General features: G+C 64.3%; 22 protein-coding genes. 13 read left to right on the top strand and 9 right to left on the bottom strand.

What is annotated here, in order from left to right; genetic code table 11:
* The first annotated feature begins 434 nt into the window (after nucleotides 1-434).
* The 3 genes from ACFSCU_RS07115 (at nucleotide 435) to ACFSCU_RS07105 (ending at nucleotide 3679) form a co-directional block, all read left to right on the top strand.
* The gene (locus ACFSCU_RS07115; RefSeq protein WP_040435350.1) at nucleotides 435-1259 is read left to right on the top strand and encodes a DUF932 domain-containing protein; all 825 of its coding nucleotides are present in this window, start codon (nucleotides 435-437) and stop codon (nucleotides 1257-1259) included.
* A gap of 79 nt (nucleotides 1260-1338) precedes the next feature.
* Nucleotides 1339-3411, top strand: coding sequence for a ParB/RepB/Spo0J family partition protein (locus tag ACFSCU_RS07110; protein ID WP_217960704.1), 2073 nt, complete (start codon nucleotides 1339-1341; stop codon nucleotides 3409-3411).
* Nucleotides 3412-3472: 61 nt separating this feature from the next.
* Nucleotides 3473-3679 (top strand): hypothetical protein, encoded by a 207-nt coding sequence (locus ACFSCU_RS07105; protein WP_019372672.1) that lies wholly within the window; start codon nucleotides 3473-3475, stop codon nucleotides 3677-3679.
* A 132-nt stretch (nucleotides 3680-3811) separates the two neighbouring features.
* On the opposite strand, the gene ACFSCU_RS07100 is transcribed toward ACFSCU_RS07105, so the two are convergent.
* The gene (locus ACFSCU_RS07100) at nucleotides 3812-3973 is read right to left on the bottom strand and encodes a hypothetical protein (RefSeq protein WP_180551041.1); all 162 of its coding nucleotides are present in this window, start codon (nucleotides 3971-3973) and stop codon (nucleotides 3812-3814) included.
* Between the two features lie 803 nt (nucleotides 3974-4776).
* On the opposite strand from ACFSCU_RS07100, the gene ACFSCU_RS07095 reads away from it, so the two are divergent.
* The gene (locus ACFSCU_RS07095; protein ID WP_019372671.1) at nucleotides 4777-5091 is read left to right on the top strand and encodes a DUF736 domain-containing protein; all 315 of its coding nucleotides are present in this window, start codon (nucleotides 4777-4779) and stop codon (nucleotides 5089-5091) included.
* A 36-nt stretch (nucleotides 5092-5127) separates the two neighbouring features.
* On the opposite strand, the gene ACFSCU_RS07090 is transcribed toward ACFSCU_RS07095, so the two are convergent.
* Genes ACFSCU_RS07090 through ACFSCU_RS07080 form a run of 3 tightly spaced genes read right to left on the bottom strand, consistent with a single transcriptional unit; the run spans nucleotide 5128 to nucleotide 8028 of the window.
* Nucleotides 5128-6003 carry a DNA adenine methylase gene (locus ACFSCU_RS07090; RefSeq protein ID WP_377560255.1) on the bottom strand — a complete coding sequence of 292 codons (876 nt, stop codon included), beginning with the start codon at nucleotides 6001-6003 and terminating at the stop codon, nucleotides 5128-5130.
* Nucleotides 6004-6005: 2 nt separating this feature from the next.
* Entirely contained in the window at nucleotides 6006-7694 is a 1689-nt protein-coding gene (locus ACFSCU_RS07085; RefSeq protein WP_082394029.1) for an AAA family ATPase, read from the bottom strand.
* A gap of 37 nt (nucleotides 7695-7731) precedes the next feature.
* Nucleotides 7732-8028: a helix-turn-helix domain-containing protein gene (locus ACFSCU_RS07080; RefSeq protein ID WP_040435230.1), complete on the bottom strand. Its 297-nt coding sequence runs from the start codon at nucleotides 8026-8028 to the stop codon at nucleotides 7732-7734.
* 230 nt (nucleotides 8029-8258) lie between these two features.
* Between ACFSCU_RS07080 and ACFSCU_RS07075 the strand changes: the two genes are divergently transcribed.
* From ACFSCU_RS07075 to ACFSCU_RS07035, 9 genes are all read left to right on the top strand, one after another.
* The gene (locus ACFSCU_RS07075) at nucleotides 8259-8609 is read left to right on the top strand and encodes a DUF2958 domain-containing protein (RefSeq protein ID WP_180551038.1); all 351 of its coding nucleotides are present in this window, start codon (nucleotides 8259-8261) and stop codon (nucleotides 8607-8609) included.
* A 308-nt stretch (nucleotides 8610-8917) separates the two neighbouring features.
* On the top strand, nucleotides 8918-9679 hold the full coding sequence (locus ACFSCU_RS07070; protein WP_180551037.1) for a DUF2285 domain-containing protein: 762 nt from the start codon (nucleotides 8918-8920) through the stop codon (nucleotides 9677-9679).
* Between the two features lie 83 nt (nucleotides 9680-9762).
* Nucleotides 9763-10044: a helix-turn-helix transcriptional regulator gene (locus ACFSCU_RS07065; RefSeq protein ID WP_151023895.1), complete on the top strand. Its 282-nt coding sequence runs from the start codon at nucleotides 9763-9765 to the stop codon at nucleotides 10042-10044.
* A gap of 86 nt (nucleotides 10045-10130) precedes the next feature.
* Nucleotides 10131-10904 (top strand): replication initiator protein A, encoded by a 774-nt coding sequence (locus ACFSCU_RS07060; protein WP_257646183.1) that lies wholly within the window; start codon nucleotides 10131-10133, stop codon nucleotides 10902-10904.
* A 253-nt stretch (nucleotides 10905-11157) separates the two neighbouring features.
* The gene (parA, locus tag ACFSCU_RS07055; RefSeq protein ID WP_056932621.1) at nucleotides 11158-11796 is read left to right on the top strand and encodes a ParA family partition ATPase; all 639 of its coding nucleotides are present in this window, start codon (nucleotides 11158-11160) and stop codon (nucleotides 11794-11796) included.
* Nucleotides 11793-12077 (top strand): chromosome partitioning protein ParB, encoded by a 285-nt coding sequence (locus ACFSCU_RS07050; RefSeq protein WP_066689961.1) that lies wholly within the window; start codon nucleotides 11793-11795, stop codon nucleotides 12075-12077. Before parA ends, ACFSCU_RS07050 begins: the two co-directional genes overlap by 4 nt.
* Complete coding sequence (locus ACFSCU_RS07045; RefSeq protein ID WP_180551035.1) at nucleotides 12074-12619, top strand: DUF2840 domain-containing protein; 546 nt, start codon at nucleotides 12074-12076, stop codon at nucleotides 12617-12619. The genes ACFSCU_RS07050 and ACFSCU_RS07045 overlap by 4 nt, the downstream gene beginning before the upstream one ends.
* On the top strand, nucleotides 12616-13203 hold the full coding sequence (locus tag ACFSCU_RS07040; RefSeq protein ID WP_023087433.1) for a S26 family signal peptidase: 588 nt from the start codon (nucleotides 12616-12618) through the stop codon (nucleotides 13201-13203). The genes ACFSCU_RS07045 and ACFSCU_RS07040 overlap by 4 nt, the downstream gene beginning before the upstream one ends.
* Before the next feature lie 457 nt (nucleotides 13204-13660).
* Nucleotides 13661-15658, top strand: a complete 1998-nt coding sequence (locus ACFSCU_RS07035; RefSeq protein ID WP_180551034.1) for a relaxase/mobilization nuclease and DUF3363 domain-containing protein — start codon at nucleotides 13661-13663, stop codon at nucleotides 15656-15658.
* Between the two features lie 42 nt (nucleotides 15659-15700).
* Here the strand turns inward: ACFSCU_RS07035 and ACFSCU_RS07030 are convergent, their stop codons facing one another.
* From ACFSCU_RS07030 to kdpB, 5 genes are read right to left on the bottom strand one after another with little or no spacing between them, the layout of a single operon-like run.
* On the bottom strand, nucleotides 15701-16435 hold the full coding sequence (locus ACFSCU_RS07030) for a response regulator (protein WP_377560252.1): 735 nt from the start codon (nucleotides 16433-16435) through the stop codon (nucleotides 15701-15703).
* The gene (locus tag ACFSCU_RS07025; RefSeq protein ID WP_377560251.1) at nucleotides 16416-19160 is read right to left on the bottom strand and encodes an ATP-binding protein; all 2745 of its coding nucleotides are present in this window, start codon (nucleotides 19158-19160) and stop codon (nucleotides 16416-16418) included. Before ACFSCU_RS07025 ends, ACFSCU_RS07030 begins: the two co-directional genes overlap by 20 nt.
* A gap of 44 nt (nucleotides 19161-19204) precedes the next feature.
* Complete coding sequence (locus tag ACFSCU_RS07020; protein WP_180551033.1) at nucleotides 19205-19705, bottom strand: PTS sugar transporter subunit IIA; 501 nt, start codon at nucleotides 19703-19705, stop codon at nucleotides 19205-19207.
* Nucleotides 19702-20346: a potassium-transporting ATPase subunit KdpC gene (gene kdpC / locus ACFSCU_RS07015; RefSeq protein WP_180551032.1), complete on the bottom strand. Its 645-nt coding sequence runs from the start codon at nucleotides 20344-20346 to the stop codon at nucleotides 19702-19704. Before kdpC ends, ACFSCU_RS07020 begins: the two co-directional genes overlap by 4 nt.
* 10 nt (nucleotides 20347-20356) lie before the next feature.
* Nucleotides 20357-22396: a potassium-transporting ATPase subunit KdpB gene (gene kdpB / locus ACFSCU_RS07010; protein WP_307776824.1), complete on the bottom strand. Its 2040-nt coding sequence runs from the start codon at nucleotides 22394-22396 to the stop codon at nucleotides 20357-20359.
* Nucleotide 22397 lies beyond the last annotated feature (1 nt).

The following is a 22397-nucleotide window of genomic DNA, read 5'->3' as shown; positions in this document are numbered from 1 at the left end:
TTCGGGCACACAAGGGCAATGCCGTACTCGTTTGTGGCTCTACTACGGTGAAATATCCGGGCTAGATCCGGGCCTGCGCGCTTCGCTTGCCGTGCGGTCGGCGTGTGGGGAAGGCCGTTGCCTTGTCCAGCCGTCTTCCCTGACTCCATCACCTTGTCCGCGACTGTAGCCCGCGGCCGTGTGCCGTCAAGGCGCGCAGGGCCGTGTCCTCGCTTCGCTGCGGGCCGCACCAACCCTGCGCTTGCCTCCTTGACGACCCCCGTCCGCGCGCTCCTGACCGTCGCGGGCGATGAACTCAGGAAAGACGGTGGCAACAGGGCCAACCGGGTTCCTCGTGCCGACCGCACCGAACAGCCGAAAGGCTGGGCTTCCGAATCTAGGAATCCGGTGTGCGGTGAACAGCAAACCCTTTTTTCTTTGTCAGGAGAAATGCCATGCAACTCGCATCCCGCTTCGCTTCCCGTTCCCCGGTGCTGCGTTCGGAACGTCCCTTGTCCGACGACCAAATCCGGGCCGTGGCCCCGTCCATCTTCGCGGACGCGCCGCACGAAAGCCGCTCCGAGCGGTACAGCTACATCCCCACCGCGACCGTGCTGCAAGAACTGCGCGGGGAAGGCTTCGAGCCTTTCATGGTGACGCAAACCCGCGTGCGCAACGACGACCGCCGCGACTACACCAAGCACATGATCCGGCTGCGCCACTCCAGCCAGATCAACGGCCGCGAGGCCAACGAAATCATCCTGCTGAACTCCCATGACGGCACCAGCAGCTATCAGATGCTGGCCGGGATGTTCCGCTTCGTTTGCAGCAATGGCCTTGTCTGCGGCGACACCGTGGCCGACGTGCGCGTGCCGCACAAGGGCGACGTGGCGGCGCATGTGATCGAAGGCGCTTACGAAGTCCTGCACGGCTTCGACCGGGCGCATGAATCCCGCGATGCCATGCGCGCCATCACGCTGGACGCCGGGGAATCGGAAGTGTTCGCCCGCGCTGCGCTGGCGTTGAAGTACGACGAGGACAAGCCCGCGCCCATCACGGAATCGCAAATCCTGATGCCGCGCCGCCACGACGACGACCGCCGCGACCTGTGGAGCGTGTTCAACCGCACGCAGGAGAACTTGACCAAAGGCGGCCTGTCCGCCCGCGCCGCGAATGGCCGCCGCCAGACCACCCGGCCCGTGCAGGGCATCGACCAAAGCGTGCGCCTCAATCGCGCCCTGTGGCTGCTGGCCGATGGCCTGCGCCAGTTGAAAGCCTGAATCCCCACGCGGCAGGGGCAGGCAGCAGCCCTTGCCGCTTCTCTCGCTGCTGCATCCCTAACCGCAAGGAGTTATCACCATGAACGCCGTACTCAAAACCGAAGCCGTCGCCATCGAAGCCGCCGCCCCGCTGGAAATGGCCGACCCGTCCAAGAACCTGATTCTGGTTCCGCTCTCGCAGTTGCTGCCGCGCCGCTCCAAGCGCAACGCCCGCAAGATGCCGCGCCTGTCCATCCCCGAACTGGCCGCGAGCATTGCCCGCATCGGCCTGCTGCAAAACCTGATTGTCATCCTCGCCGCCGATGGCGAGCAATACGAAGTCGTCGCAGGCGACCGCCGCCTGACCGCCTTGAAGCTGCTGGCGAAGAAGAAGCGCATCCCCGCCGACTACGAAGTGCCGTGCCTGCTGGTGGCCGATGCTTCCGCCCGTACCGTCAGCCTCGCGGAGAACGTGCAGCGCGAGAACATGCACCCCGCCGACCAGTTCGCGGCCTTCGCCGCGCTGGTCAAGGAAGGCCGGCCCGTCGAAGACATTGCCGCCGACTTCGGCGTGTCCCCGCTGGTGGTGCAGCGCCGCTTGAAGCTGGCGAACGTCTCGCCGCGCCTGATGGCCGACTACCGGGCCGGTGGCGTGACGCTGGAACAGTTGATGGCCTTGACCATCACCGATGACCACGCCGCGCAGGAAGCCGCGTTCTATGGTGCGCCGGAATGGCAGCGCAGCCCGTCCAAGCTGCGCGAGCGCCTGACCGAGCGTGAAATCGACGCCACGCACGCGCTGGTGCGCTTCGTCGGGCTGGACACCTACCGGCAGGCAGGCGGCGGCGTCCGCCGCGACCTGTTCGCCGAAGGCGATGCCGGAACCTACCTCACCGATACCGCAGTGCTGGAAACGCTGGTGCGCGACAAGCTGGCAACGCTGACCGAGGACGTGCGCGCCGAGGGCTGGGCATGGGTGGAGGCCGTGCCGCATCTGGCCTATGAGGAACGGCAGGCGTTCCAAAACGCCCCGCGCCACCGCCGCGAGCCGACCACCCGCGAGGCCCGCCGCATCGCCTCGCTGGAAACCCGCCTCGAAAAGATCGACGCCGAACTGGAAGAGGCCTACCAAGGTGAAAGCAGCGAGGACGAGGCCAAGGCCGAGAAGCTGGAACAGCGGCGCGATCAGGTGGTCGGGGAACTGCAAGACGCGGAGGACGCCTTGCAAGGCTACGCCCCCGAGGTGCGCGAGGTGGCCGGTGCCATCGTCACCATCGACCGCAACGGCGAGGCCGTCATTCATCGCGGCCTGCTGCGCGAAGCCGAGGCCAAGGCGCTGCGCACGCTGGAAAAGCTGCGGCGCGGTTTCGGCAGTGCCGAAGGCGAAGCCGCCAACGACGAGCACGAGGACGCCGACGACGCGCCCAAGGCCGCGAGCCTGTCCGACCGGCTGGCGCAGCGGTTGAGCGCCCACCGCACGGCGGCGCTGCAAATCGAAGTCGCGCGGCATCCGCACGTCGCGCTGGCCGCGCTGGTGCATGGCATGGTGCAGAGCGTCTTGCAACCCGACGCCTACGGCGACGGCCTGCCGCTGGGCGTGCGCCTCACGGCGCAAGACCGGCTAGAAGGCAGGGCCCCGGACTGGCCGGAATCGCCCGCCGCCGTGGCGCTGCGCGAACTGCAAGAGTTGGCGGGCGAAGCCTTGCCGCAGGACAGCGCCGAACTGTTCGCCGCGCTGCTGGCGAAGTCGCAAGACGAACTGGTGCGGCTGCTGGCCGTGTGCGTGGCTTCCACGGTGGACGTGGTAACGCCCCGCGCCACGCCATACCAGCCCGGCGAGGAACTGGCGCAGGCCGTGGGCCTCGACATGGCCGCATGGTGGAAGCCGACCGCAGAAGGCTACTTCAAGCACGTTTCCAAGGCCGTGATTCTGGATGCCGTGGGCGCATTTGCACCGGAATCCGTCACCCGACTGGCGAAACGCAAGAAGGCCGACATTGCCAGCGAAGCCGAGCGGCTGGCCGATGGTACGGGCTGGATGCCCGCCATCTTCAAGGCCGAAGGCCCGCAGCAGGCAGTACGGGAAAGCGCGCAGGAGGCAGGCCCGGAGCAGGACGCACCGGAGGATGCCGAAGCAAGGGCGGATGAACCCGCCGAGGCGCTGGCCGCTTGACCCGCGCCGAAGGCAAGCGCCCCGGCCTCGACCGGGGCGCTTCGCTGGAAGGAGAGGCCCCATGACCCACATCACCAACAGCCGCCCGCGCATGGCGGCGATCTACGCCCCCGGCAAGGCACGCGCCCGCCGCTGGCACGGCGCAGGCGACGTGCGCGGCTACCGCCCGCCCTCGGGCTGGTCGGCTTGCGCCGACCTCACCGACATTCATCCCATCACGGGCCACGCCTTGCCGCGTGCCGTGTGGTGGCTCATCGAGACGAAGTAATAATCGCGTTCAGCACCGCGTCCAGGCCGTTCCGACCTGGACGCGGTGGACGCAAAATCCGGGCGCGGCAGTGGCCGCGCCCGGTGTTCCAAGCGCACAGCCGAATCGGAACGCCGTCGCCATCACCACAGTTCAGGCGGCGGCGTTGACGTGACCGGGCTTCCCGCCCGGCAATACCAGGCCCGCATGGACCTGCAAGCCGAAGCGCCCGCGGTGCGCAGGAATCACCAGCAGTTTTCGGCTTGCCGCGTGCATACCCCGCAGCGTAGGCCGCGCCCATTTCATCAGAGGCATGTCCGCGTTTCCTGTTTGGAAATCTGGAACTGCCTGGGCGTGTCGGCGCACTGCGCCGCCGGGCTTTCGGGCTGCGCCCCGTGCCGACTTCGCTGTCACGGCCATTCGGCTTCAATCCCTCACGCCTTCGCGCCTGCGGCGCTGCGCTTGCCTCCAAGGGAAAGCCCTGCGGGCTATCCCCGCCGCGCGCAGCTTGGCGCCTCTCGATGCGGCCAAACCGGCTGCGCCGGATCGGCCCGGCCAGCGCCCCGCCGCGATGAACGGAGCGCTGGCGACCACGCTGGCGCTTGCTGCGGCAGGTTGTGCAGGTGCGTGCCGTCCTCAACGCTGGCGGTTCCTGCCCATCACGTCACGATGGACGGTTCACGGACAACCCGCCCGGCATCGCTATGGAACTTCCACGCCACGCCTCAAGACCGGCACCGCAAGATGTGGCGGAGGCGTTCTCGCCTGTCGTTGCGGGGCTGACCTGGCCCGCGTCAGCGGGCGAGCCGGAGAAGCCTTCGGGCGGGGATGCCGAGTTGGCCCCATCTCCTTTCGGAGCGGTTCGGCCCAAGGCGTCCTTGTCTCGTTATGAATCCTGGCGGGGGCGCGGCTGCGCCTCGGGCTTCATGGCTGCAACCGTCCGGCGAAAACAATTTCCCCGCCGCTGCGCGGCTTCCTCGCGCAGCAAATTCTTTTCGCCTCCCGGCTCTCCACTGCGTTTCGACCGCAAGCGGTGCAGCCAGCCCGTCCCCCGCCGGCCGGATCACAACAAGGACGCGATGGGCGCGAACCTTGTTCAACCGAAAGGAGAAATCATCATGGCCAACATCGGCACCTTCACCGCAGACAAAGACGGCTTCACCGGCACGCTTCGCACCCTGACGCTCAACGTCAAGGTCAAGCTGGTTCCCAACGACAAGGGGGACAGCGAGAAAGCCCCGGACTTCCGCGTTCAGGCCGCCAGCCACGATATCGGCGCGGCGTGGAAGAAGACCAGCGAGGCCGGGCGGGACTACCTGTCCGTGACCCTCGATGACCCTTCGTTCCCGGCTCCGGTCTATGCCCGCCTGATTGAAGGCGAGGACGGCACGCACGACCTGATCTGGTCGCGCAGCAAGCCCCAAGCGGCGTGACCGCCGCAGCGCCCCGCCCATTGCGGCGGGGCGTTTTTAGCTCACGGCCCTAGTTTGAGAAATGGCTTCATCAGGCACTGTCAAGTTCTGACTGAAGAACATTACCTCATTACCAACATATCGTCTTTGTGCGGTGTAGTTCAGACCATAGCTCAACGATTGGCTCATGCGATACATGGCACAAATTTCTTCCGCGTTGTCATAAGAAACAACCCAAGGCCATTTGAACTTCTTCTGTTGAATGACTTTGGCAATGGCCGCGTGGTCATCATGCTCGTAGTAATTTCGATACAACCCCTTTCCCTTAACGTAGTATGGGGGGTCGAGGTATATCAGAGATTGTTTTGGCAGAAAATCCGAGCAGCGATTCAGAAGGCGCAATGAATCTTCACGATACACCGATATGTCACTCTGTCGCCGGGCGATTTCACGAATGCGTGAAGCAACAACGTCCTTCTTAAATCTAGCATCCAGCTTGTAGTTCCCGTTCTGACTCTTTCCGCCAATGACGCCTGCCTTGAGAATTCCAGATCGATTCGTCCGATTCATGAATAAAGTCGCAAATCCTTTCTCGACTAGGCTGGCAACGCAATCTTCGCGCAAAATGGTTCGCCATCTAAACCATTCTTCAATGGTAATAGGGGTGGATTCGAGTAAATCAAGAAGCTCAGTTGAATGCTTTGTTACAGCAACCCAAAAAGCGTATACGGCAGGATCAGCATCGTTGATATGGATATGACTTGCGTGCCCATGAAAGAGTAGATCAAGTGCAACGCCTGCCCCGCCAGCGTATGGCTCCAAGTAATGCCCTCCCGTGACACCATTCGTTTCCATTATTTTTGCAATGAATGGAGCAAATGGCGCCTTCCCGCCAGGGTAGCGCAGAGGGCTATACAGTCTGTTTGAGAACATCGTTATACCTTTCTTGGCTTAACTTCCAAGGCGGCCAACTTGGTGACGTCCACAGCATACCCTATGCTCATCACACCGTGAACAGCCGTCTTGAAATTTTCCAAGAATTCGTTAATAAGCACTGGATTGTTATCTGCCCAATGCTTCCAAGGATTGTAGGGCTTGGCTCCAGAGGTGAGCAATTTCTGAAATTCGACACTCTTATAAAAACGCTTAAAAACCTCTCTCGGCTTCTTGGTTCCAGTGTATGCAGCCACCCGCTCCTTCACCTCAACAGAATCCCCGTTGATTGAAAACTCGTTCAAAACCTCGCGAGCTGCATTGGTGAAAACATCTCTTGTGAACTGCAAGTCATTTTTCCAAAATGGATGTGCGGCAGGGAGATTGTACAAGTGCTCGAATACAAGTTGGTCAGGCGGGAGATGCCCGGGCAAGAGAGTCACTGTCTTATAGCTCTTCCCTGTAACTTGAGAGCCTTGATCTGCATCCAGACAGACGATGCTTCTTTCCGAGAACTCAGGGATTTTCTTCTGGATCAACTGAAGATAGTTGGAGCATCCGAGTGACACTTCCGACATCGGGTTTGTGAACTTCTTTATTGGCTGCCTGTACAGCAAAGTTGCAAAAAAGTCTTCAGCCTCTTTATCTTCGAAATAGATATTGATGCGAGGCAGTGAAACTCCAGACGATGTATCGATGGTCTTTGTGTTGATGTCTGCACTAATCTGCGCCCATGACCAGTCTTGCATCACCTGGACATTGCCATAGGTGTTGCTCAAATAAATGGTCTTGTACTTTCTTCTGAACTGGCGACTTTGCTCATATGCATACTCAATCAGAACTGGCGAATGCGAAGTCATGACAACTTGAAGATCCAAGTTCTTGCACTCGCGATCAAGCATCTTCAGTAGATTTACTTGTGCAGTCGGAAATAGCCCAGCATCAGCCTCGTCGATTAAAAGCAAACCGCCTTTATAGTCAGCATAATCTTCCTTCAGCTTTCTGAAAGACATCAAGGCCAATATGATCTGGCCTGCATTGTCCTCACCCGCCGAAACAGAGTCTTGGTCGTAGTTCTCCCCGTGCGCCACCGCAGAACTGATTGTTCCATCAGTCCCTGTTGCAAGCGATGCGTTGCGATTGAGAAGTTCGTTCGTTAGCGCAATGAAATCTTTCTTGTGTTGCTCTAGATAATCAAAGTCGCCTAGCTTGTAGTCTCTGGCCGCGATAGGGTAAAGACGCTTCAAGCTAAGAAAAATCACCGGATGAGTAAAATTCCTGCTCGTGTTGCTGCTTCCGGCCGCTGTACTATTATTCCTAACCACAGGCCTGGGTGACTTCCCTCTTTTCATCAGCTCAAGTTTGGCGGTCGCAGCCTGATTTGTATATCCATCAAGCAAATCAATGTTCACGGACATGGAGCCGGGGACATCAAACTTTTCGGATATCCTGAAATGGTCACTGTATTGAGACTTGAACATCCCTCCTGCAATCTGCCGGAATGCAAGGGACTCATCCTTGACGTAATCTTTTTCAAAGCTAAAAATTTGCGCAGCTATGCCCAGTATCGAGGACTTTGATGTGCCATTTTTCCCGCAAACAACAGTGATGTAATCGCCGAACTCAACCGCCACATCGTTCAATGCGCGGAATTTCTCGATTGTTAGCTTTTTTAGTTGAGTCTTAGGCATGGTGTGCGGAGTTTGTTTTTAAGTCCCTTGAAGAAACCTATCTTTGGCCGGAATCATCCACAGCCAATTCTTTGAGTTCCTGTCGAACTAACATTAAAAGGTGATCGGCTTTCTGTTCGCTGTCGCCGGAGTACGCCAAGGTCAGCAACGTGAGCGGGTGGATCTTCATCACTTCGCACAGTTCGGCCAGCTTGTGCAAGGTCGGGCTTTTCAGGTCGCGCTCCAGGGTACTCATGTAGGTGCGGCTAGACACGTCAGAGAACGCTTCCTGGCTCAAGCCGCGCGCCTTCCTGACCGTCTTCAATGCCTTCGCCAGCGAGTAAGTTGTTGCCACCTTGGGTTCCCCACAAATACCAAGATGACACCCCATTGCATCCTATAGAGCTACAATCTATAGTGTTCATTCAATGCCTGTGCTTTTACGGAAATCCGTATCGGCGGGTTCCTGTAGAGCCACGGAACCGCATCCGTGCTTGCGCACGAAGGCGCAAATCCGGTTTCGCGGTTCTGCGCTTCGACGTGGAACCGCGTTCGTGCACCATTGGATTTGTGGGATTGCCGACCATGCCGCAGCCGCTCACCACCGCCCCGGAACGCGCGCAACTGCTCGCCAACGGCGAGGCCCGCGCCGCTGGCCGGGCCATCGACCCGGTGCCCGTGGTGCGGCTGTTCACGCCGGACGCGCATGTGACCTGGCTGCTGGCCGCACTCGATCCCGCCGATGGCGACACCGCCTGGGGCCTCATCGACCTGGGAATCGGAATGCCGGCGCAAGGAACCGTCAAGCTGTCCGAGCTGGCCGGCATCGTCGGGCCGCGCCGGCAGCCCGTGATGCGCGACCTCTATTTCCGCCCCACCCGCACGCTGTCGGAGTACACCCGGCTGGCCGAGCGCGACGGAGCGATCCCGGACTGAATACGGCCTACTGTGACTTTTTCAGTCTGGTGTCATACCGGGTAAGTCTCAATCGAGATTCTTGCGGCGTAGCCCCACCAGTCTGACCCAAATAGACAGGATGCTTGGCGCGGATTGCGGCAGGCTGGCTTGTGCAGTGTCCCCGGTCGTGGCGCTGCCGCCGCAGCATTGAGACGAATACCGCAACACATCGGAGCCAATCGGTCTTGACAGCCCCATCCGCCTTTTTAACCCATGACGTTCCGACGAGGGCGATGTAGCGCGTAGTTCTTCCGTGGCGGCGAGTCCTGTTCGCAGGAGGAGGCGTCATGGTCAATCCTCATCACCTCGCGCATTGGTATCCCACTGCCGCATACCTGTATGTCTTTTGGCTGGATGCGCTCGCGCTCGCTTGGGAGTACCTGCGCAGGCATCCCGACTACCGGCTCGACTGGCTACGCCGTCATCGCCGGCCTGATGCAGCGCATCGCTGGGGTTTGCGTCTGCTGGAAGACCCGGCACTGGATGCGCGTGACGCGCATCCAGCTTGGCTGCCTGGTCATGCTGCCGTGGTGCAGCTCTACCCCGACGCTGATCCGCCGCAGGATGCCACCGCCTTCGCGTTCTGGCGCATCCCCGGCCACAAGCAACTGTTCCACGACGGCAAGAAGCTGGCGCTGATCGCGCGCAGCCCAGGCCATTGCCTGCGCTTTGCGCTGGCGCCCGGCCTGGAAGACGGCATGGCCGTGGCCTATGCCCAACGGAGCGGCACTGCCGCCCCTGTGCGCGGTCATGCACGCGGGGCGACCTTCGCTGCCACCACGCCCAGGCCAACACCTTCCGCGCTGCTGGAACTGCACACCTTGCAGGCGCTCGACGCGACCCTCGCGGGTGCGTCCTTGCGCGATGTGGGCGAAGGACTGTTCGGTGCCGACGCCGTGGCCGACTGGTACAGCGACGGCGGCCTGCGCTCGAAGGTGCGCCGCCTGGTGCGGCGCGGCGATGCGCTGATGCGCGGCGGCTATCGCCGCCTAGCACGGCTTCCGCCGCTTGAGAAGGGTCGTTTTGATGCGGACGCAAAACGACCCTGATCGGAAACCCCTCGCTTCTTGAGACTGCCTCCATCCGGTCGCGCTGTGTGGCCGGGCGCTTTCAACCGATGGAGGTTCACACCATGCGTCCCGCTCCCTTGCGGCCTGCCGCCACTGTCTCGACCACTGCCGCGCAGCCCCAACGCTATCTCACCAACGACGAAGCCGCCGAATACCTGCGCCTGTCGCCGCGCACGCTGGAAAAGCAGCGCGTAATTGGCGGCGGCCCGCGCTTTCGCAAGTTCGGGCGGCGCGTCATGTACGCCGTGGCCGACCTCGATGCCTGGGCCGCCGACCGCAGTTTCGAGACGACTTCCGATCCCGAATACGCCGAGCACCACTCGGCCGACAGCCGTGCGCGCTGATCGGCGGCGCGCGGGTGGCCTCCGCCGTGTCCAAACCGTCGCAGGAGCGCGAACAGCTCGACTTGTTCCACGCCTTGCCTGGCTGCATGGCGCCGCGCGACAGCCAGGACTTGATGGCCTATCCGTTCTTCTCGCTCGGCAAGTCCAAGCGGGTCAAGCCCATCGACTTCCGTGCGGGCAACGTGACGATCCGCGTGGAAGGCACGCAGGAGCACGGCATCGCCACGATTTGGGATGCGGACGTGCTGATATGGGCGGCCTCGCAGATCGTGGAGGCGAAGGACGCAGGCTTGCGCCCGTCGCGGCTGATGCGCGCGACGCCCTACGAGATCCTGCGCTTCATCGGGCGCGGCAAGTCGCTGCGCGACTACCAGCGGCTCAAGGCCGCACTCGACCGGCTGCAATCGACCACGGTGGCCACGTCCATCCGCGAGACGACCGGACGGCGCCTGCACCGTTTCTCGTGGATCAACGAATGGAAGGAACTGGCCGATGCCAATGGCACGCCGCTGGGCATCGAGCTGATCCTGCCGGACTGGTTCTATGCGGGCGTGCTCGACGCCGCCCTAGTGCTGACCATCGACCCGGCGTATTTCCGGCTCACGGGCGGCATCGAGCGGTGGCTGTACCGCTTAGTGCGCAAGCACGGCGGCAAGCAGGCATACGGCTGGCAGTTCGACTTTCGCTACCTGCACCGGAAATCGGGCAGTACCGCGAAGCCCTACGACTTCGCCTGCGACCTGCGCGCGCTTGTAGCGCGGCAGTCGCTGCCCGGCTACGTCCTGGGCATCGAGCGGATGCCGGACAACGGCATGGAGCTGCTGACCTTCCGGCCCGTGCCGCATACGGCACGGGAATAACTCCGGGAAAGCCTGTGGATGGCGTCGTGCTATCAGGCGTGCGGGGTATCGTGCTATCAGGCGTGGGCCTATCGTGCTATCAGGCGTGCCGATCGGCCGCAAATCCGCGCCAGCATTGGGTTTGCGCGCGCTCTAACTTCCCTAACTTAATTTCTCTAACTTTTAGTAGAGAAACGCCGCTGCGGTGGACAACCATCACTCGGCTCCAAGCGCAGCAGCAAAAGTCCGGCTTTCCAGCATGGGGGGCCGTGCCATGATCGTCGCTCTGCTCAATCAAAAAGGCGGCGTGGGCAAGACCACGCTCGCCACGCACATCGCCGGGGAGCTTGCGATGCGCGGCCAGCACGTCGTCCTGCTGGACGCCGACCCGCAGGGTTCATCGCTGGACTGGACGCAGCGCAGAAGCCAGCAAGGCTTGCCACGGCTGTTCAGCGCCGTGGGCCTCGCGCGCGAAACGCTGCATCAGGAAGCACCAGAACTCGCCAGACGGGCCGATCACGTCGTCATCGACGGCCCGCCGCGCATCGCCGCCTTGGCGCGCTCCGCGCTGCTGGCGGCTGAGCACGTGCTGATCCCCGTGCAGCCCAGCCCCTACGACCTGTGGGCCAGCGCCGAGATGGTGGCGCTGATCCGCGAGGCGCAGGTGTTCCGGCCTGCGCTGCGCGCGGCCTTCGTCATCAATCGGCGCGTCAGTACCACCGTGATCGGGCGCGAAGCGCGCCAGGCGCTGGCCGACCAGCCGCTTCCTGCGCTGCACGCGGAAGTGCATCAGCGCATCGTGTTCGCCGACAGCGTTGCCGCTGGCCGGCTTGCACGCGAGACGGCGCCGGACAGCGCCGCCGCGCGCGAAATCACCGCGCTGGTGGACGAACTGCTGTGGTGGCCGGCATGACAACGAAGCCGCCACCGAACAGCAAACGCACGGCCAAGCGCGTCGGCATCGGCGCGCGTCCGCCCGCGAATCCGCACGCCGAGGCGTGGATTCGCCAAGGCGACGCCGATGCGCTGGGCAAGGGCGACCTCTACACGGCTCGCCTGACCCTCGACATCACGCCCGCCATGCGGGCGCGCATCAAGGTGTCGGCCTTCACGCAAGGCGTGACCGTGGCCGATCTGCTGCGCGGCCTGCTGGAGCGCGAGTTTCCAGAACACCGCAGGGAGAACACGCCATGACTGCATCCGCTTCGTCTGCCCTCGCGCCTGTTGCCATCGCGGCCACGGCTGCGCTCGCAGCACCTTCCGGCCGGCCGGCCAGCGCGCCGCTGACGCGCGTGGCGCTGGCCTACATCGAACCACGCTTCAAGCTCTACTTGCGCTTCGGCGAACCTGCGCGCACGCACCAGCTCGACCGCTGGCGGCGCTGCGCCGTGTTCCTGCCGGGCGCCATGTTCTGCCGCATCCGCTGGCAGGCCAACGACTACGGCACCGTGCGCTGGCAGCTCATGGTGATGCAGGCATGCACGCCGCTGGACGCGGCGCAGCGCATCCCCGGCGTCCAGCCGGGCGCGCGCCTGCTGCTGCACGCCGAGGGCGAGAACCAGGTGCGCGCCGTGCTGGAGCGCATCGACGCCATCGAGGTGCTGGGCATCGCACCCGCCGCTGTCTCGCCCGCGTACTGGCGCACGCTCGCCAACCGGCTCGCTGCGCGCTTGTCTCTGCCCGAATACACGGCCGAACGGCACGCCGCCTGGCTGACCGTGAGGGCGATGCCATGACCGCTGTTTCGACTGCCGGCACCGCGCCGCGTCCTCGCTCGCGCCTGCGCGCCCGCCTCGTACTGGCGGGTCTGTCCGCCTGTGGCCTCGCGGCGCTGGCCTGGGCGTCCTTCGTGCATCCGATGCCGCGTCTGATCTACAACCCGTCCGACAGCGTGGCGGTAGGCTGGTATCGCGTCGATCCACAGGAGCACGGCACCGGCTCGCTGCCACGTCCTTTGTCCGTAGGCAGCATCGTCCTGACCACGCTGCCGCCAGATGCCGCCGCGCTGGCTGCGCAGCGCGGCTACCTGCCGGCGCGCGTGCCGCTGCTCAAGCGTGTGGGCGCCGTCGCGCCGCAGGAGGTGTGCATCACTGGCCGCGTTGTCCGCATCGACAGCGTGCCTTCGGCCGCCGTGCTGCCCGCTGACCGCTGGCGCCGGCCGCTGCCATCCTGGCAGCAATGCCGCCGCCTTGAACCCGGCGAACTGTTCCTCTTGAGTGTGACCAATCCGGCGTCGTTCGACAGCCGCTATTTCGGCCCAGTCAGCGCATCCGCCGTGATCGGCGTGGCGCATCCGGTCTGGCTGGAGTCACGCCCATGATGGCCGCCGACTCGCTGCACGTTGCCGTGCATCTTGTCGTGCCATCGGGCGTGACGTTCTGCTGTTCGTCGGCGTGTCGTCGCGCGTGCAGTGCGGGTGCATTCTTACCGCACTTCACGCTGCCTCCGGCGCAGCCGTCCCATGTGCAGGCGTCTTGCCTCGAACGCGCCCGGCCTGCGGCCCTCATCGCGCTTGTTCGCGCGTTCGCCGGCGCGCTGGCTGCTCGCGCAGCGCCGCCGGGCCGCCGCTGCCCGGAGCGCCAGCGAAGGGCAAAAGCGGAAGGCAAGACAAAAGGACGCGGCACCGGGCCGCGTCGAAAGCCTGTCTGCACATGGGGGTGGCGCGGCACGGAGCGGCTTCGCCACCGTGCCGTGTGGGGCGCGAGGCCCGCGCCAATGCAGGCATATCCGCGTGCTTCGCACGACCGGGCGCGCCAGAGCTTGCAGGGAGCGCAGCCATGACCGACCGCCGCGACGACGATTTCCGCATCCGCCCCAATGCCCCGAAGAACCGAGGCCAGGGCTTCGTTTCCAAGGTGCTCCAGCAGGCAGGCAAGGCCAGCAGCGGCAAGTCCTCGGTGCGCCGTCCTGGGACGGCTGGGGGCACCGGGAGGGGCACTGGCCAGCGGCCCGGCTCGCGTCTGGGGCGCGGCCACACGGCGGCGCGCTTCGCCGGGGCGAAGCTGACGCCCATGTCGCGGCGCGTGACCATCAAGACCCTGCTGGTCAACCAGCGCCAGGTCAGCCCGCAGTCGCTCGCCAAGCACCTGCGCTACATCGAGCGCGATGGCGTGGGCCGCGATGGCGAGCCGGGCCAAGCCTACGGGCCGCAGACCGATGCCGCCGACCTCGACACCTTCAAGGAACGCTGCGCCGATGACCGGCACCATTTCCGCTTCATCCTCTCGCCCGAGGACGGCGCCGAGCTGGAAGACCTGCGCGCCTACACCCGGCATCTGGTGAACCGGATGGAAGCCGACCTGGGCACGCGGCTGGATTGGGTCGCGGTCGATCACTGGAACACCGACAACCCGCACACCCACCTGATCGTGCGCGGGCGCGACGATACCGGCAAAGACCTCATCATCGCTGGCGACTACATCGCCGACGGCTTCCGCCATCGGGCCGCCGAGCTGGCGACCGAGTGGCTCGGCCCGCGCACCGAGCTGGAGATCCAGCAGACCTTGCAGCGCGAGGTGGAACAGGAGCGGTGGACAAGCCTCGACCGCACATTGCAGCGCGAGGCCGGCGAGGATGGCCGGGTGCAGATCGAACGCTTCAACGAACCCCGGCTGCAACGCCAGCGCCTGCTGCTGATCGGCCGCCTGCAACGCTTGCAGCGCCTGGGCCTGGCCGACGAGACGCAGCCCGGCACTTGGGCCGTCCATGCGGACGCGGAGAAGACCTTGCGCGCCCTGGGCGAGCGCGGCGACATCATCCGCACCATGCAGCGGGCCATGAGCGGCCAGCCGCGCGAGCTGGCGGTGTTCGAGCCGGGCCAGAATGCAGATGGAAGCGGCCGCACCATCGTCGGCCGCGTGGCCGGCAAGGGGCTGGCCGACGAGCTGTACGACCGCGGCTATCTGGTCATCGACGGCGTGGATGGCAAGGCCCACTACGTCGCGTTGAACACCCGCGACGAGCTGGCGAACTATCCCGCCGGCGCGCTGGTGGAGGTACGCGGTTCCGCCGAGGTGCGGGCGGCCGACAAGAACATCGCCACACTGGCGAGCGATGGCCTGTACCGCACCGATCATCACCTGGCGATCGAGCAAGGCCGGGCCAAGCCCGGCCGCGACCCGCAGGAGGTCGTCGCGGCCCACGTCCGCCGGCTGGAAGCCCTGCGCCGGGCCGGCATCGTGGAGCGTGTAGCCGACGGGCTATGGAAGGTGCCGGACGACCTGGCCGAGCGTGGCCGCCAGTACGACGCGCAGCGGCTGGGCGGCGTGGCGGTGGAGCTGAAATCGCACCTGCCCATCGAGCGGCAGGCCCGCGTCGTCGGCGCGACCTGGCTGGATCAGCAGTTGATCGGCGGCGGCAAGGGGCTGGGCGACCTGGGCTTTGGCGGCGAGGTGAAGAACGCCCTGCAACAGCGCGCCGACTTCCTGGCCGAACAGGGGCTGGCCGAGCGGCGCGGGCAGCGTGTGATCCTCGCCCGCAATCTGCTGGCGACCCTGCACAATCGGGAACTGACGCAAGCAGCGAGGGACATTGCCGCCGAGACCGGCCTGGAGCATCGCCCAGTCACGGATGGGCAGCGTGTGGCCGGTATCTACCGGCGCTCGGTCATGCTCGCCAGCGAGCGCTATGCGATGCTCGATGACGGCAAAGGGTTCAGCCTCGTGCCGTGGAAGCCCATCATCGAACAGCGGCTTGGGCAGCAGCTCGCCGCGACGGTGCGCGGCGGCGGTGTGTCCTGGGAGATCGGACGGCAGCGTGGACCGGCCCTGGGGTGAGCCGCACCCGCAACGCCACTTTGGACATCCCCGGCGAACGAGTCAGGCCGGCTGTTGTTCCTTCGAGACGAATCTCAACCCGACCCCAGGTTCGGTGACGATGTAGCGAGGAGCGGAGGCATCGTCCCCCAGCTTGTGGCGCAACTTGCCCACGAGAATGCGCAGGTAGTGGGTATCTTCCTCGTGCGTCGGCCCCCACATCTCCCGCAGTATCTGTGCCTGCGTCACCAGCCGTCCCGGTTGCCTGACCAGCAAGGCCAGCAGAGAGAACTCCTTGCGGCTCAGCGTGACGGCTTCTCCATGAACGGCCACTTCCCGTTGCGCCAGGTCGATTCGGAGCATCCCGTCGTCGTAGATCGGGCCATCTTCCGTTCCTGTCGCCACCGTGCGCAGGAATGCGCGAATGCGTGCCATCAGTTCCTCGACACCGAACGGCTTGGTCACGTAGTCGTTGGCCCCTGCGTCCAGCAGGGCCACCTTTTCGTCCTCGCCGGAGCGTACCGTCAGCACGATGACGGGCACGCGCGACCATTGCCGCAGTTCCTTGAGCACGTCCTTCCCGTCCATATCCGGCAACCCCAGGTCCAGGACGACGAGGTCGGCCCCTTTGCTGGCCAGCAGCGTCAGGCCCTCCCGGCCTGTTCCCGCCAGCAGGGTCGCGTAGCCCTGCGACCGCAAGCTGATGTCGATGAACTTGCGGATCTGGGGTTCGTCATCGACGACAAGAATCCGGGCGGACGACGCACCCGGAGTCGATTCATTGGGAAGTCCCATCATGCTCTTTCGTCTCCTGATTCGCGTATCCGCCCCAAGGCAGGGTCAGGCGGATGGTGGTTCCTTGGCCTTCCGGGCCAGGCAGCGCCTCGACGCTACCCATGTGGGCACCTACGATACCTTGGACGATCGTCAACCCCAGGCCGGTTCCCTGCTTGCCTCGGTCGCCACGTTCGACGCTGTAGAACATATCGAAGATACGCCGTCGTTCTTCCTCTGGAATGCCCGGCCCGCGATCCGAGATGTCGATCTGCACTTGATCGTCCTCTGTCCGTCGAATCTGCACCTTGAGAGGCACCCCCGGAGGGGAGAACTTCGCCGCGTTCTCCATGACGTTGAACAAAGCCTGCTCGATGAGCGCGGGGTGGACATGGATCGGAGGCAGATCCGGTGGAATGTCGTGTTCGATGCGGACATCGGGCTCGTACCGTTGCAGGCGCCGCGACGCCGAGCCCACCAGTTCGTCGATGCCGATCCAGTCGCGTGTCAGCGTCAGTCCCTGCTGCCCGAGCCGGGTCATGTCGAGCAGGTTCTGGATGTACCGATCCAGGCGCTCGCCTTCCACATGGATGGTCTCCAGCAGGCTTTGCTGATCTTCCGGCCCCATATCCTTGCCGTAGCGAGCCAGGCTGTCCGCCGCTCCGATCATCGACGACAGGGGCGAACGCAGGTCGTGCGACACCGACGACAGCAGCGCAGACCGCAGGCGCTCCGTTTCTCCGGTGACGCGCGCTTCCTCCAGTTCCGACACCAGCCGCGTGCGCTGGGCGGCCTGGCCAATGTCCTCCACCATGCTTTCCGCCAGGCGGCGCTGCTCGAACGAAAGACGCCCCATGCCCGACGGGAACCTCAAGCCGGCCACGCCCAGCGTGTTTTTGTCCGAGCGCACCGGCAGAAACAACCAGGACGAATGGGTCAGGGTGTCCGTGTAGCGCCCACTCGCCTGCCCGTGCTGCTGCGTCCAGTCGGCCGCCATCAGGTCCTTCTCGGTCAGATGGCTTGCGGCCATAGACGGCCCGAACTCGCCGTTGATGCGTATCCACGCCTCGGCGTGCAAGGTCGATTGCAGAACCGATGAGCCTGCTGCGATGACCTGCCCGAGATCGGCTGCCTTGGCGAGATGGCGTCCCAGGTTCTGCATGGCCGTCGCGTGCGTGTTCGCCGCTCGCAACGCCACGACTTGCATGCGCAGTTGCGAAGCTAGTCGCCCGGCAATCAGAGCCGCCGCCAAGAACAGCAACACGGTGGCCACACCACGATGAGCACTGATCAGGAAGGTGTAGCGCGGTTCGATGAAGAAAAAGTTGTATGCCAAGAAACACAGCCCGGCAGTAATGACGGCCGAGAGCATGCGGGTCCGTGAGGCGACCAGCATGACCGCCACGAGAAAGATCAGGGACAGATCCTGCAAGCCCAGCGTGCGCTCGGCCAAGGCCGCCGCGCCGACGGCGCCGACGCTGGCCAGCAGGATCAGCAAGGCCTCCCGCTTCGTCAGGCCACCGCCAGCAAGACCTGGCAACTGCATCGCCCGCTGCCGGGCCTGCGGCGTGCTGACGATCGTCAGCTCGTAGCGTGCGCCGCGCTGCAACAGTTGCTGCGTCAGCGTGCGATTGAAGATGCGGGCGATGGGGCGCTCGCGCGAGCGGCCGATCACGATGGATCGTGCGCCGCGCGCCTCGGCGGCATCGAGCAGTGCCTGGGTGACGTCGGTGTTGTGTAGCACTTCCGTCTCGCCCCCCAGGTTGCGCGCCAGCGCGAATGCCTTGTCGATCTCGGTCAAGCGCTCCTGCTCCGCACGCGCAACCATGTTGAGCGTGGGGGCCGTCCGGTCAAGGTCGTCAGTGTGCAAGGCGGCATCGGCCGAGCGCCCGGTCTCCACCGTGACCACCGACCAGGGAGCGCCCCGGCGCTCGGCAATTCGGGCGCCCGCTCTCACGAGGTATTCCGACTGCCCCCGGCCGTCAATGGCGATCAGCACATGGCGCTGGATGGAAATGCCCTCCAGGCCGCGCGCAGCGCGTGTCTCGCGCAAGTCAGCATCGACGTGCTCAGCCACGGTCTGCATCGCCAGTTCGCGCAGCGCGGTGAGATTCGACGGAGAGAAGAACGCTTGCAGCGCCTGGGCGGCCTGCTCGGGCAGGTACACCTTGCCTTGGTTCAGGCGTTCGATCAGTTCGCGTGCGGGCAGATCGACCAGGCGGATATCGCGCAGGCGCTCGAAGACGGCGTCTGGGACGGTCTCGCTCACCCGAACGCCGGTGATCTGATGCACCACGTCGTTCAGGCTTTCCAGATGCTGGATATTGACCGTGGTGTAAACGTCGATACCAGCGTTGAGCAATTCCTCCACGTCCTGCCAGCGTCGCTCATGGCGGCTTCCGGGGGCGTTGCGATGGGCCAGTTCATCGACCAGGGCGATGGCCGGCTTGCGTGCCAGCAGCCCATCCAGATCCATTTCCTCCAGTTGCCGCCCTTGGTAATCCACCTTCTTGCGAGGCAGCAACGGCAATCCCTCGACCATCGTCTGCGTCTCGCTGCGACCATGCGTCTCGACGATACCAATGACGACATCCACCCCCTGGCGGTGGAGTTCGCGTGCGCGTGCCAGCATGGCGTAGGTCTTGCCGACGCCAGGGGCAGCGCCCAGGAACACCGTCAGGCGTCCCGCCGTCTGGCGCCGGAGTTCACCCAATAGGGCGTCGGCCTGTCCCGCATGTTCGGTTCCCATGACAGACCCAATCCTCAACGTGTTGTCATTGCCTGCATATCGTCTTACCTTGCGTTTCCGATCCGTGATGGATCACATCGCGCAAGTGCCTCCGGCGTCCATCCATCAAATAATGCTTTGATTTCAATAGGTTTCTTGCAGGCTTGCAAGGCCCCTCGAAATGCTCGATCCGAGAACAGCGAGGCCGCATGAGCCAAAAGCTCAAGATGCTCCTGATTTGCCGGACTGGGAACCAGCAGCACCAGGGCGTCGGATACGAGCGCCGCGTCCGGGGCATCGAAGTCCAGTCCTGGCACGAGACGCACGTACAGAGCGCGAATATGATTCAGACCGCTTACCCTGGCATGGGGAATGGCAACGCCTAGACCCAACGCCGTCGATCCTGCCATTTCTCGTCGCATCAGAGCGGAGGCGACGGCATCCGCAGGCAAATTGCCGATGCGTTCAGTATGCAGGCCAATGGTCTGGAACAATTGCCGCTTGTCAGCGACCTCCAAGCCGAGCAGCAGGTCTTCGGTCTGAACATAGCGACTCAGTGCAGTCATTGCTTGGCCACAGGCGTCTTGGCGACCGCATCCAGCGCCAGATTCAACTCCAACACATTCACGCGAGGCTGGCCCAGCAAACCGAGTTGCTTTCCCTCCGTATGCTGGGACACCAAGCCTTCGATGACATCGCGTGAAACACCGCGCGCATGTGCCACGCGATCAATCTGGATGGCGGCGGCTTGCGAACTGATGTGCGGGTCGATGCCGCCGCCGGATTGAGTGACCAGATCGCTGGGTATGGCGGAAGGTTCGACACCATACCTTTGCGCCAGGGCAGCTCGCGTCTCATCGACACGCTTGCGCAAGTCTGGATTGGTACGGGCCTGGTTGCTCCCAGCCACCGCCATCACATCGTAGTTGGCCGCGGAGGGGCGCGACTGGAAGTAGCGATCGTCCGAGAACGGCTGCGCCACCAATGAGGAGCCGAGGACCTTGCCATCGCGCTCGATCAGGCTGCCATTGGCCGTGCTCGGGAACAGCGCCTGGCCGAGCCCGACTCCGGCCAGCGGATACAGCAGACCGAAACCGACCAGCGAAATGATCGCCAGGCCGATGGAGCCGCGGAGCAGGCCCTTGTCGGAGATGGTCGGGGACACATTACCCGGTGTGCGGAGAGTGGTAATTGCGTTATGAGACATGATCGAATCCTCAGAGAGAGAACATGGCGGAGATCGCAACGTCGATCACCTTGATCGCGATGAAGGGCAGCAGGACGCCACCAACGCCATAGACCAGCATGTTGTTGCGCAGCAGTTGCGTCGCGCTCGCGGGCTTGAAGCGCACGCCACGCAGGGCCAGCGGAATCAGCAGCGGGATGATGATGGCGTTGAAGATCAGCGCCGACAGCACGGCGCTGTTCGGGCTCGACAGGTTCATGACATTGAGCGCCGCCATCTGCGGGATCGTTGCGGCGAACAGCGCCGGCAGGATGGCGAAATACTTGGACACGTCGTTGGCAAGCGAGAAGGTAGTCAGCGCGCCGCGCGTGATGAGCTGCTGCTTACCGATCTCCACCACGGCGAGCAACTTGGCCGGATCGGAGTCGAGATCGACCATGTTGCCGGCCTCTTTGGCCGCCTGCGTGCCCGAGTTCATCGCCAGGCCCACGTCGGCTTGGGCCAGCGCCGGCGCATCGTTGGTGCCGTCGCCCACCATCGCCACCAGGCGACCGCCAGTCTGTTCGGCACGGATACGCGCGAGCTTGTCTTCCGGGCGCGCCTCGGCGATGTAGTCATCGACACCGGCCTCGGCCGCGATGTTCGCCGCCGTGAGCGGGTTGTCGCCCGTAATCATCACGGTCTTGACGCCCATCTCGCGCAGGCGGGCGAACCTCTCCTTGATGCCGTGCTTGATCACGTCGGACAGTTCGATGACGCCCAACACGTGCCGGCCATCGCTGACCACGAGCGGCGTGGCACCCTTGCGAGCCACATCCGCGACACGCGCTTCGAGTTCTGCGGGGATGACGCCGCCCAGCATCTGCACATGCCGCGCGATCGCGTCCATCGCACCCTTGCGGATGACGCGCTCGCCAGGCAGGTCCACGCCCGACATGCGCGATTGCGCGGAGAACGGCACGAAATGCGCGCCTTCGGGTTCATCGAGCTTCTCGTTCTTGCCGCGTGCCAGCTTGACGATGGACTTGCCTTCCGGCGTCGGATCCGCCAGCGAGGCCAGCAGCGCCGCCTGACGCAGTTGCGCAGCGTCCACCCCGGCCAGCGCGTGGAACGCAGTGGCCTGCCGATCGCCGTGGGTAATAGTGCCGGTCTTGTCCAGCAGCAGCACGTCCACGTCGCCTGCGACCTCCACGGCCTTGCCCGACTTGGCCAGCACGTTGGCCTGTAGCGCGCGGTTCATGCCGGCAATGCCGATGGCCGGCAGCAACCCGCCGATGGTGGTTGGGATCAGGCACACCAGCAGGGCGACCAGCAGCACGACGTTGACGTTCACGCCGACGAAGCCACCGATGAAGGGCAGCGTCACGACGACGATCAGGAAGGTCAGCGTCATCACGCCGAGCAGGATGCCCAGGGCGATTTCGTTGGGCGTCTTCTGCCGGTTGGAGCCTTCCACCAGCGCGATCATGCGGTCGAGGAAGCTGTTGCCCGGCTCGGCGGTGACGCGCACCACGATGCGGTCGGACAGCACCTTGGTGCCGCCGATCACGCCGGAACGGTCGGTGCCGGCCTCGCGCAGCACAGGCGCTGACTCGCCGGTCACGGCGGCCTCGTTGATCGTCGCCAGACCTTCGACGATCTCGCCGTCGGCAGGCACCAACTGGCCTTCTTCGATCACGACATGATCGCCGGGGCGCAGCTCGGCGGCCGGCACCGTCTTCTCGCCGCCGGCGGCGTCCAGCCGCCGGGCCATCAAATCCTTGCGGGCTCGGCGCAGCGACGCCGCCTGTCCGCGTCCGCGGGACTCGGCCACCGCTTCGGCGAAGTTGCCGAACAGCACGGTAATCAGCAGGATCGCGGTCACGGCCCAGCCGAAGCCGGGTTGCGCCCAACCCGCGAGGGTGGCGACCGCCGTAACCAGCGTGCCGAGCCAGACCACGGCCATCACGGGGTTCTTGATGATGTGCTGCGGCGCCAGCTTGATGAAGGCGTTGACCACGGCAGGCGCGAAGCCGCGCTCATCCAGGCGCGAGCGGCGGCCCGCGTGTTCTTTCGAGGTTGTATGGTTCATG

Origin of the sequence: Ottowia beijingensis, from assembly GCF_042680925.1 — a bacterium.
Classification (GTDB): Bacteria; Pseudomonadota; Gammaproteobacteria; order Burkholderiales; family Burkholderiaceae_C; genus Ottowia; species Ottowia beijingensis.
This window is presented reverse-complemented; position numbering and strand designations above follow the sequence as displayed.

What these genes read in the sequence shown, in the direction of transcription:
- ACFSCU_RS07065 (WP_151023895.1), top strand. Translation starts at nt 9,763, where the DNA reads ATGCGTCCCGCTCCCTTGCGGCCTGCCGCCACTGTCTCGACCACTGCC.
- ACFSCU_RS07035 (WP_180551034.1), top strand. Translation starts at nt 13,661, where the DNA reads ATGACCGACCGCCGCGACGACGATTTCCGCATCCGCCCCAATGCCCCG.
- ACFSCU_RS07105 (WP_019372672.1), top strand. Translation starts at nt 3,473, where the DNA reads ATGACCCACATCACCAACAGCCGCCCGCGCATGGCGGCGATCTACGCC.
- ACFSCU_RS07115 (WP_040435350.1), top strand. Translation starts at nt 435, where the DNA reads ATGCAACTCGCATCCCGCTTCGCTTCCCGTTCCCCGGTGCTGCGTTCG.
- ACFSCU_RS07050 (WP_066689961.1), top strand. Translation starts at nt 11,793, where the DNA reads ATGACAACGAAGCCGCCACCGAACAGCAAACGCACGGCCAAGCGCGTC.
- ACFSCU_RS07060 (WP_257646183.1), top strand. Translation starts at nt 10,131, where the DNA reads ATGGCGCCGCGCGACAGCCAGGACTTGATGGCCTATCCGTTCTTCTCG.
- ACFSCU_RS07030 (WP_377560252.1), bottom strand. Translation starts at nt 16,435, where the DNA reads ATGATGGGACTTCCCAATGAATCGACTCCGGGTGCGTCGTCCGCCCGG.
- ACFSCU_RS07020 (WP_180551033.1), bottom strand. Translation starts at nt 19,705, where the DNA reads ATGACTGCACTGAGTCGCTATGTTCAGACCGAAGACCTGCTGCTCGGC.
- ACFSCU_RS07100 (WP_180551041.1), bottom strand. Translation starts at nt 3,973, where the DNA reads ATGCCTCTGATGAAATGGGCGCGGCCTACGCTGCGGGGTATGCACGCG.
- ACFSCU_RS07110 (WP_217960704.1), top strand. Translation starts at nt 1,339, where the DNA reads ATGAACGCCGTACTCAAAACCGAAGCCGTCGCCATCGAAGCCGCCGCC.
- ACFSCU_RS07070 (WP_180551037.1), top strand. Translation starts at nt 8,918, where the DNA reads ATGGTCAATCCTCATCACCTCGCGCATTGGTATCCCACTGCCGCATAC.
- kdpC (WP_180551032.1), bottom strand. Translation starts at nt 20,346, where the DNA reads ATGTCTCATAACGCAATTACCACTCTCCGCACACCGGGTAATGTGTCC.
- ACFSCU_RS07045 (WP_180551035.1), top strand. Translation starts at nt 12,074, where the DNA reads ATGACTGCATCCGCTTCGTCTGCCCTCGCGCCTGTTGCCATCGCGGCC.
- kdpB (WP_307776824.1), bottom strand. Translation starts at nt 22,396, where the DNA reads ATGAACCATACAACCTCGAAAGAACACGCGGGCCGCCGCTCGCGCCTG.
- ACFSCU_RS07085 (WP_082394029.1), bottom strand. Translation starts at nt 7,694, where the DNA reads ATGCCTAAGACTCAACTAAAAAAGCTAACAATCGAGAAATTCCGCGCA.
- ACFSCU_RS07075 (WP_180551038.1), top strand. Translation starts at nt 8,259, where the DNA reads ATGCCGCAGCCGCTCACCACCGCCCCGGAACGCGCGCAACTGCTCGCC.
- ACFSCU_RS07095 (WP_019372671.1), top strand. Translation starts at nt 4,777, where the DNA reads ATGGCCAACATCGGCACCTTCACCGCAGACAAAGACGGCTTCACCGGC.
- parA (WP_056932621.1), top strand. Translation starts at nt 11,158, where the DNA reads ATGATCGTCGCTCTGCTCAATCAAAAAGGCGGCGTGGGCAAGACCACG.
- ACFSCU_RS07040 (WP_023087433.1), top strand. Translation starts at nt 12,616, where the DNA reads ATGACCGCTGTTTCGACTGCCGGCACCGCGCCGCGTCCTCGCTCGCGC.
- ACFSCU_RS07090 (WP_377560255.1), bottom strand. Translation starts at nt 6,003, where the DNA reads ATGTTCTCAAACAGACTGTATAGCCCTCTGCGCTACCCTGGCGGGAAG.
- ACFSCU_RS07025 (WP_377560251.1), bottom strand. Translation starts at nt 19,160, where the DNA reads ATGGGAACCGAACATGCGGGACAGGCCGACGCCCTATTGGGTGAACTC.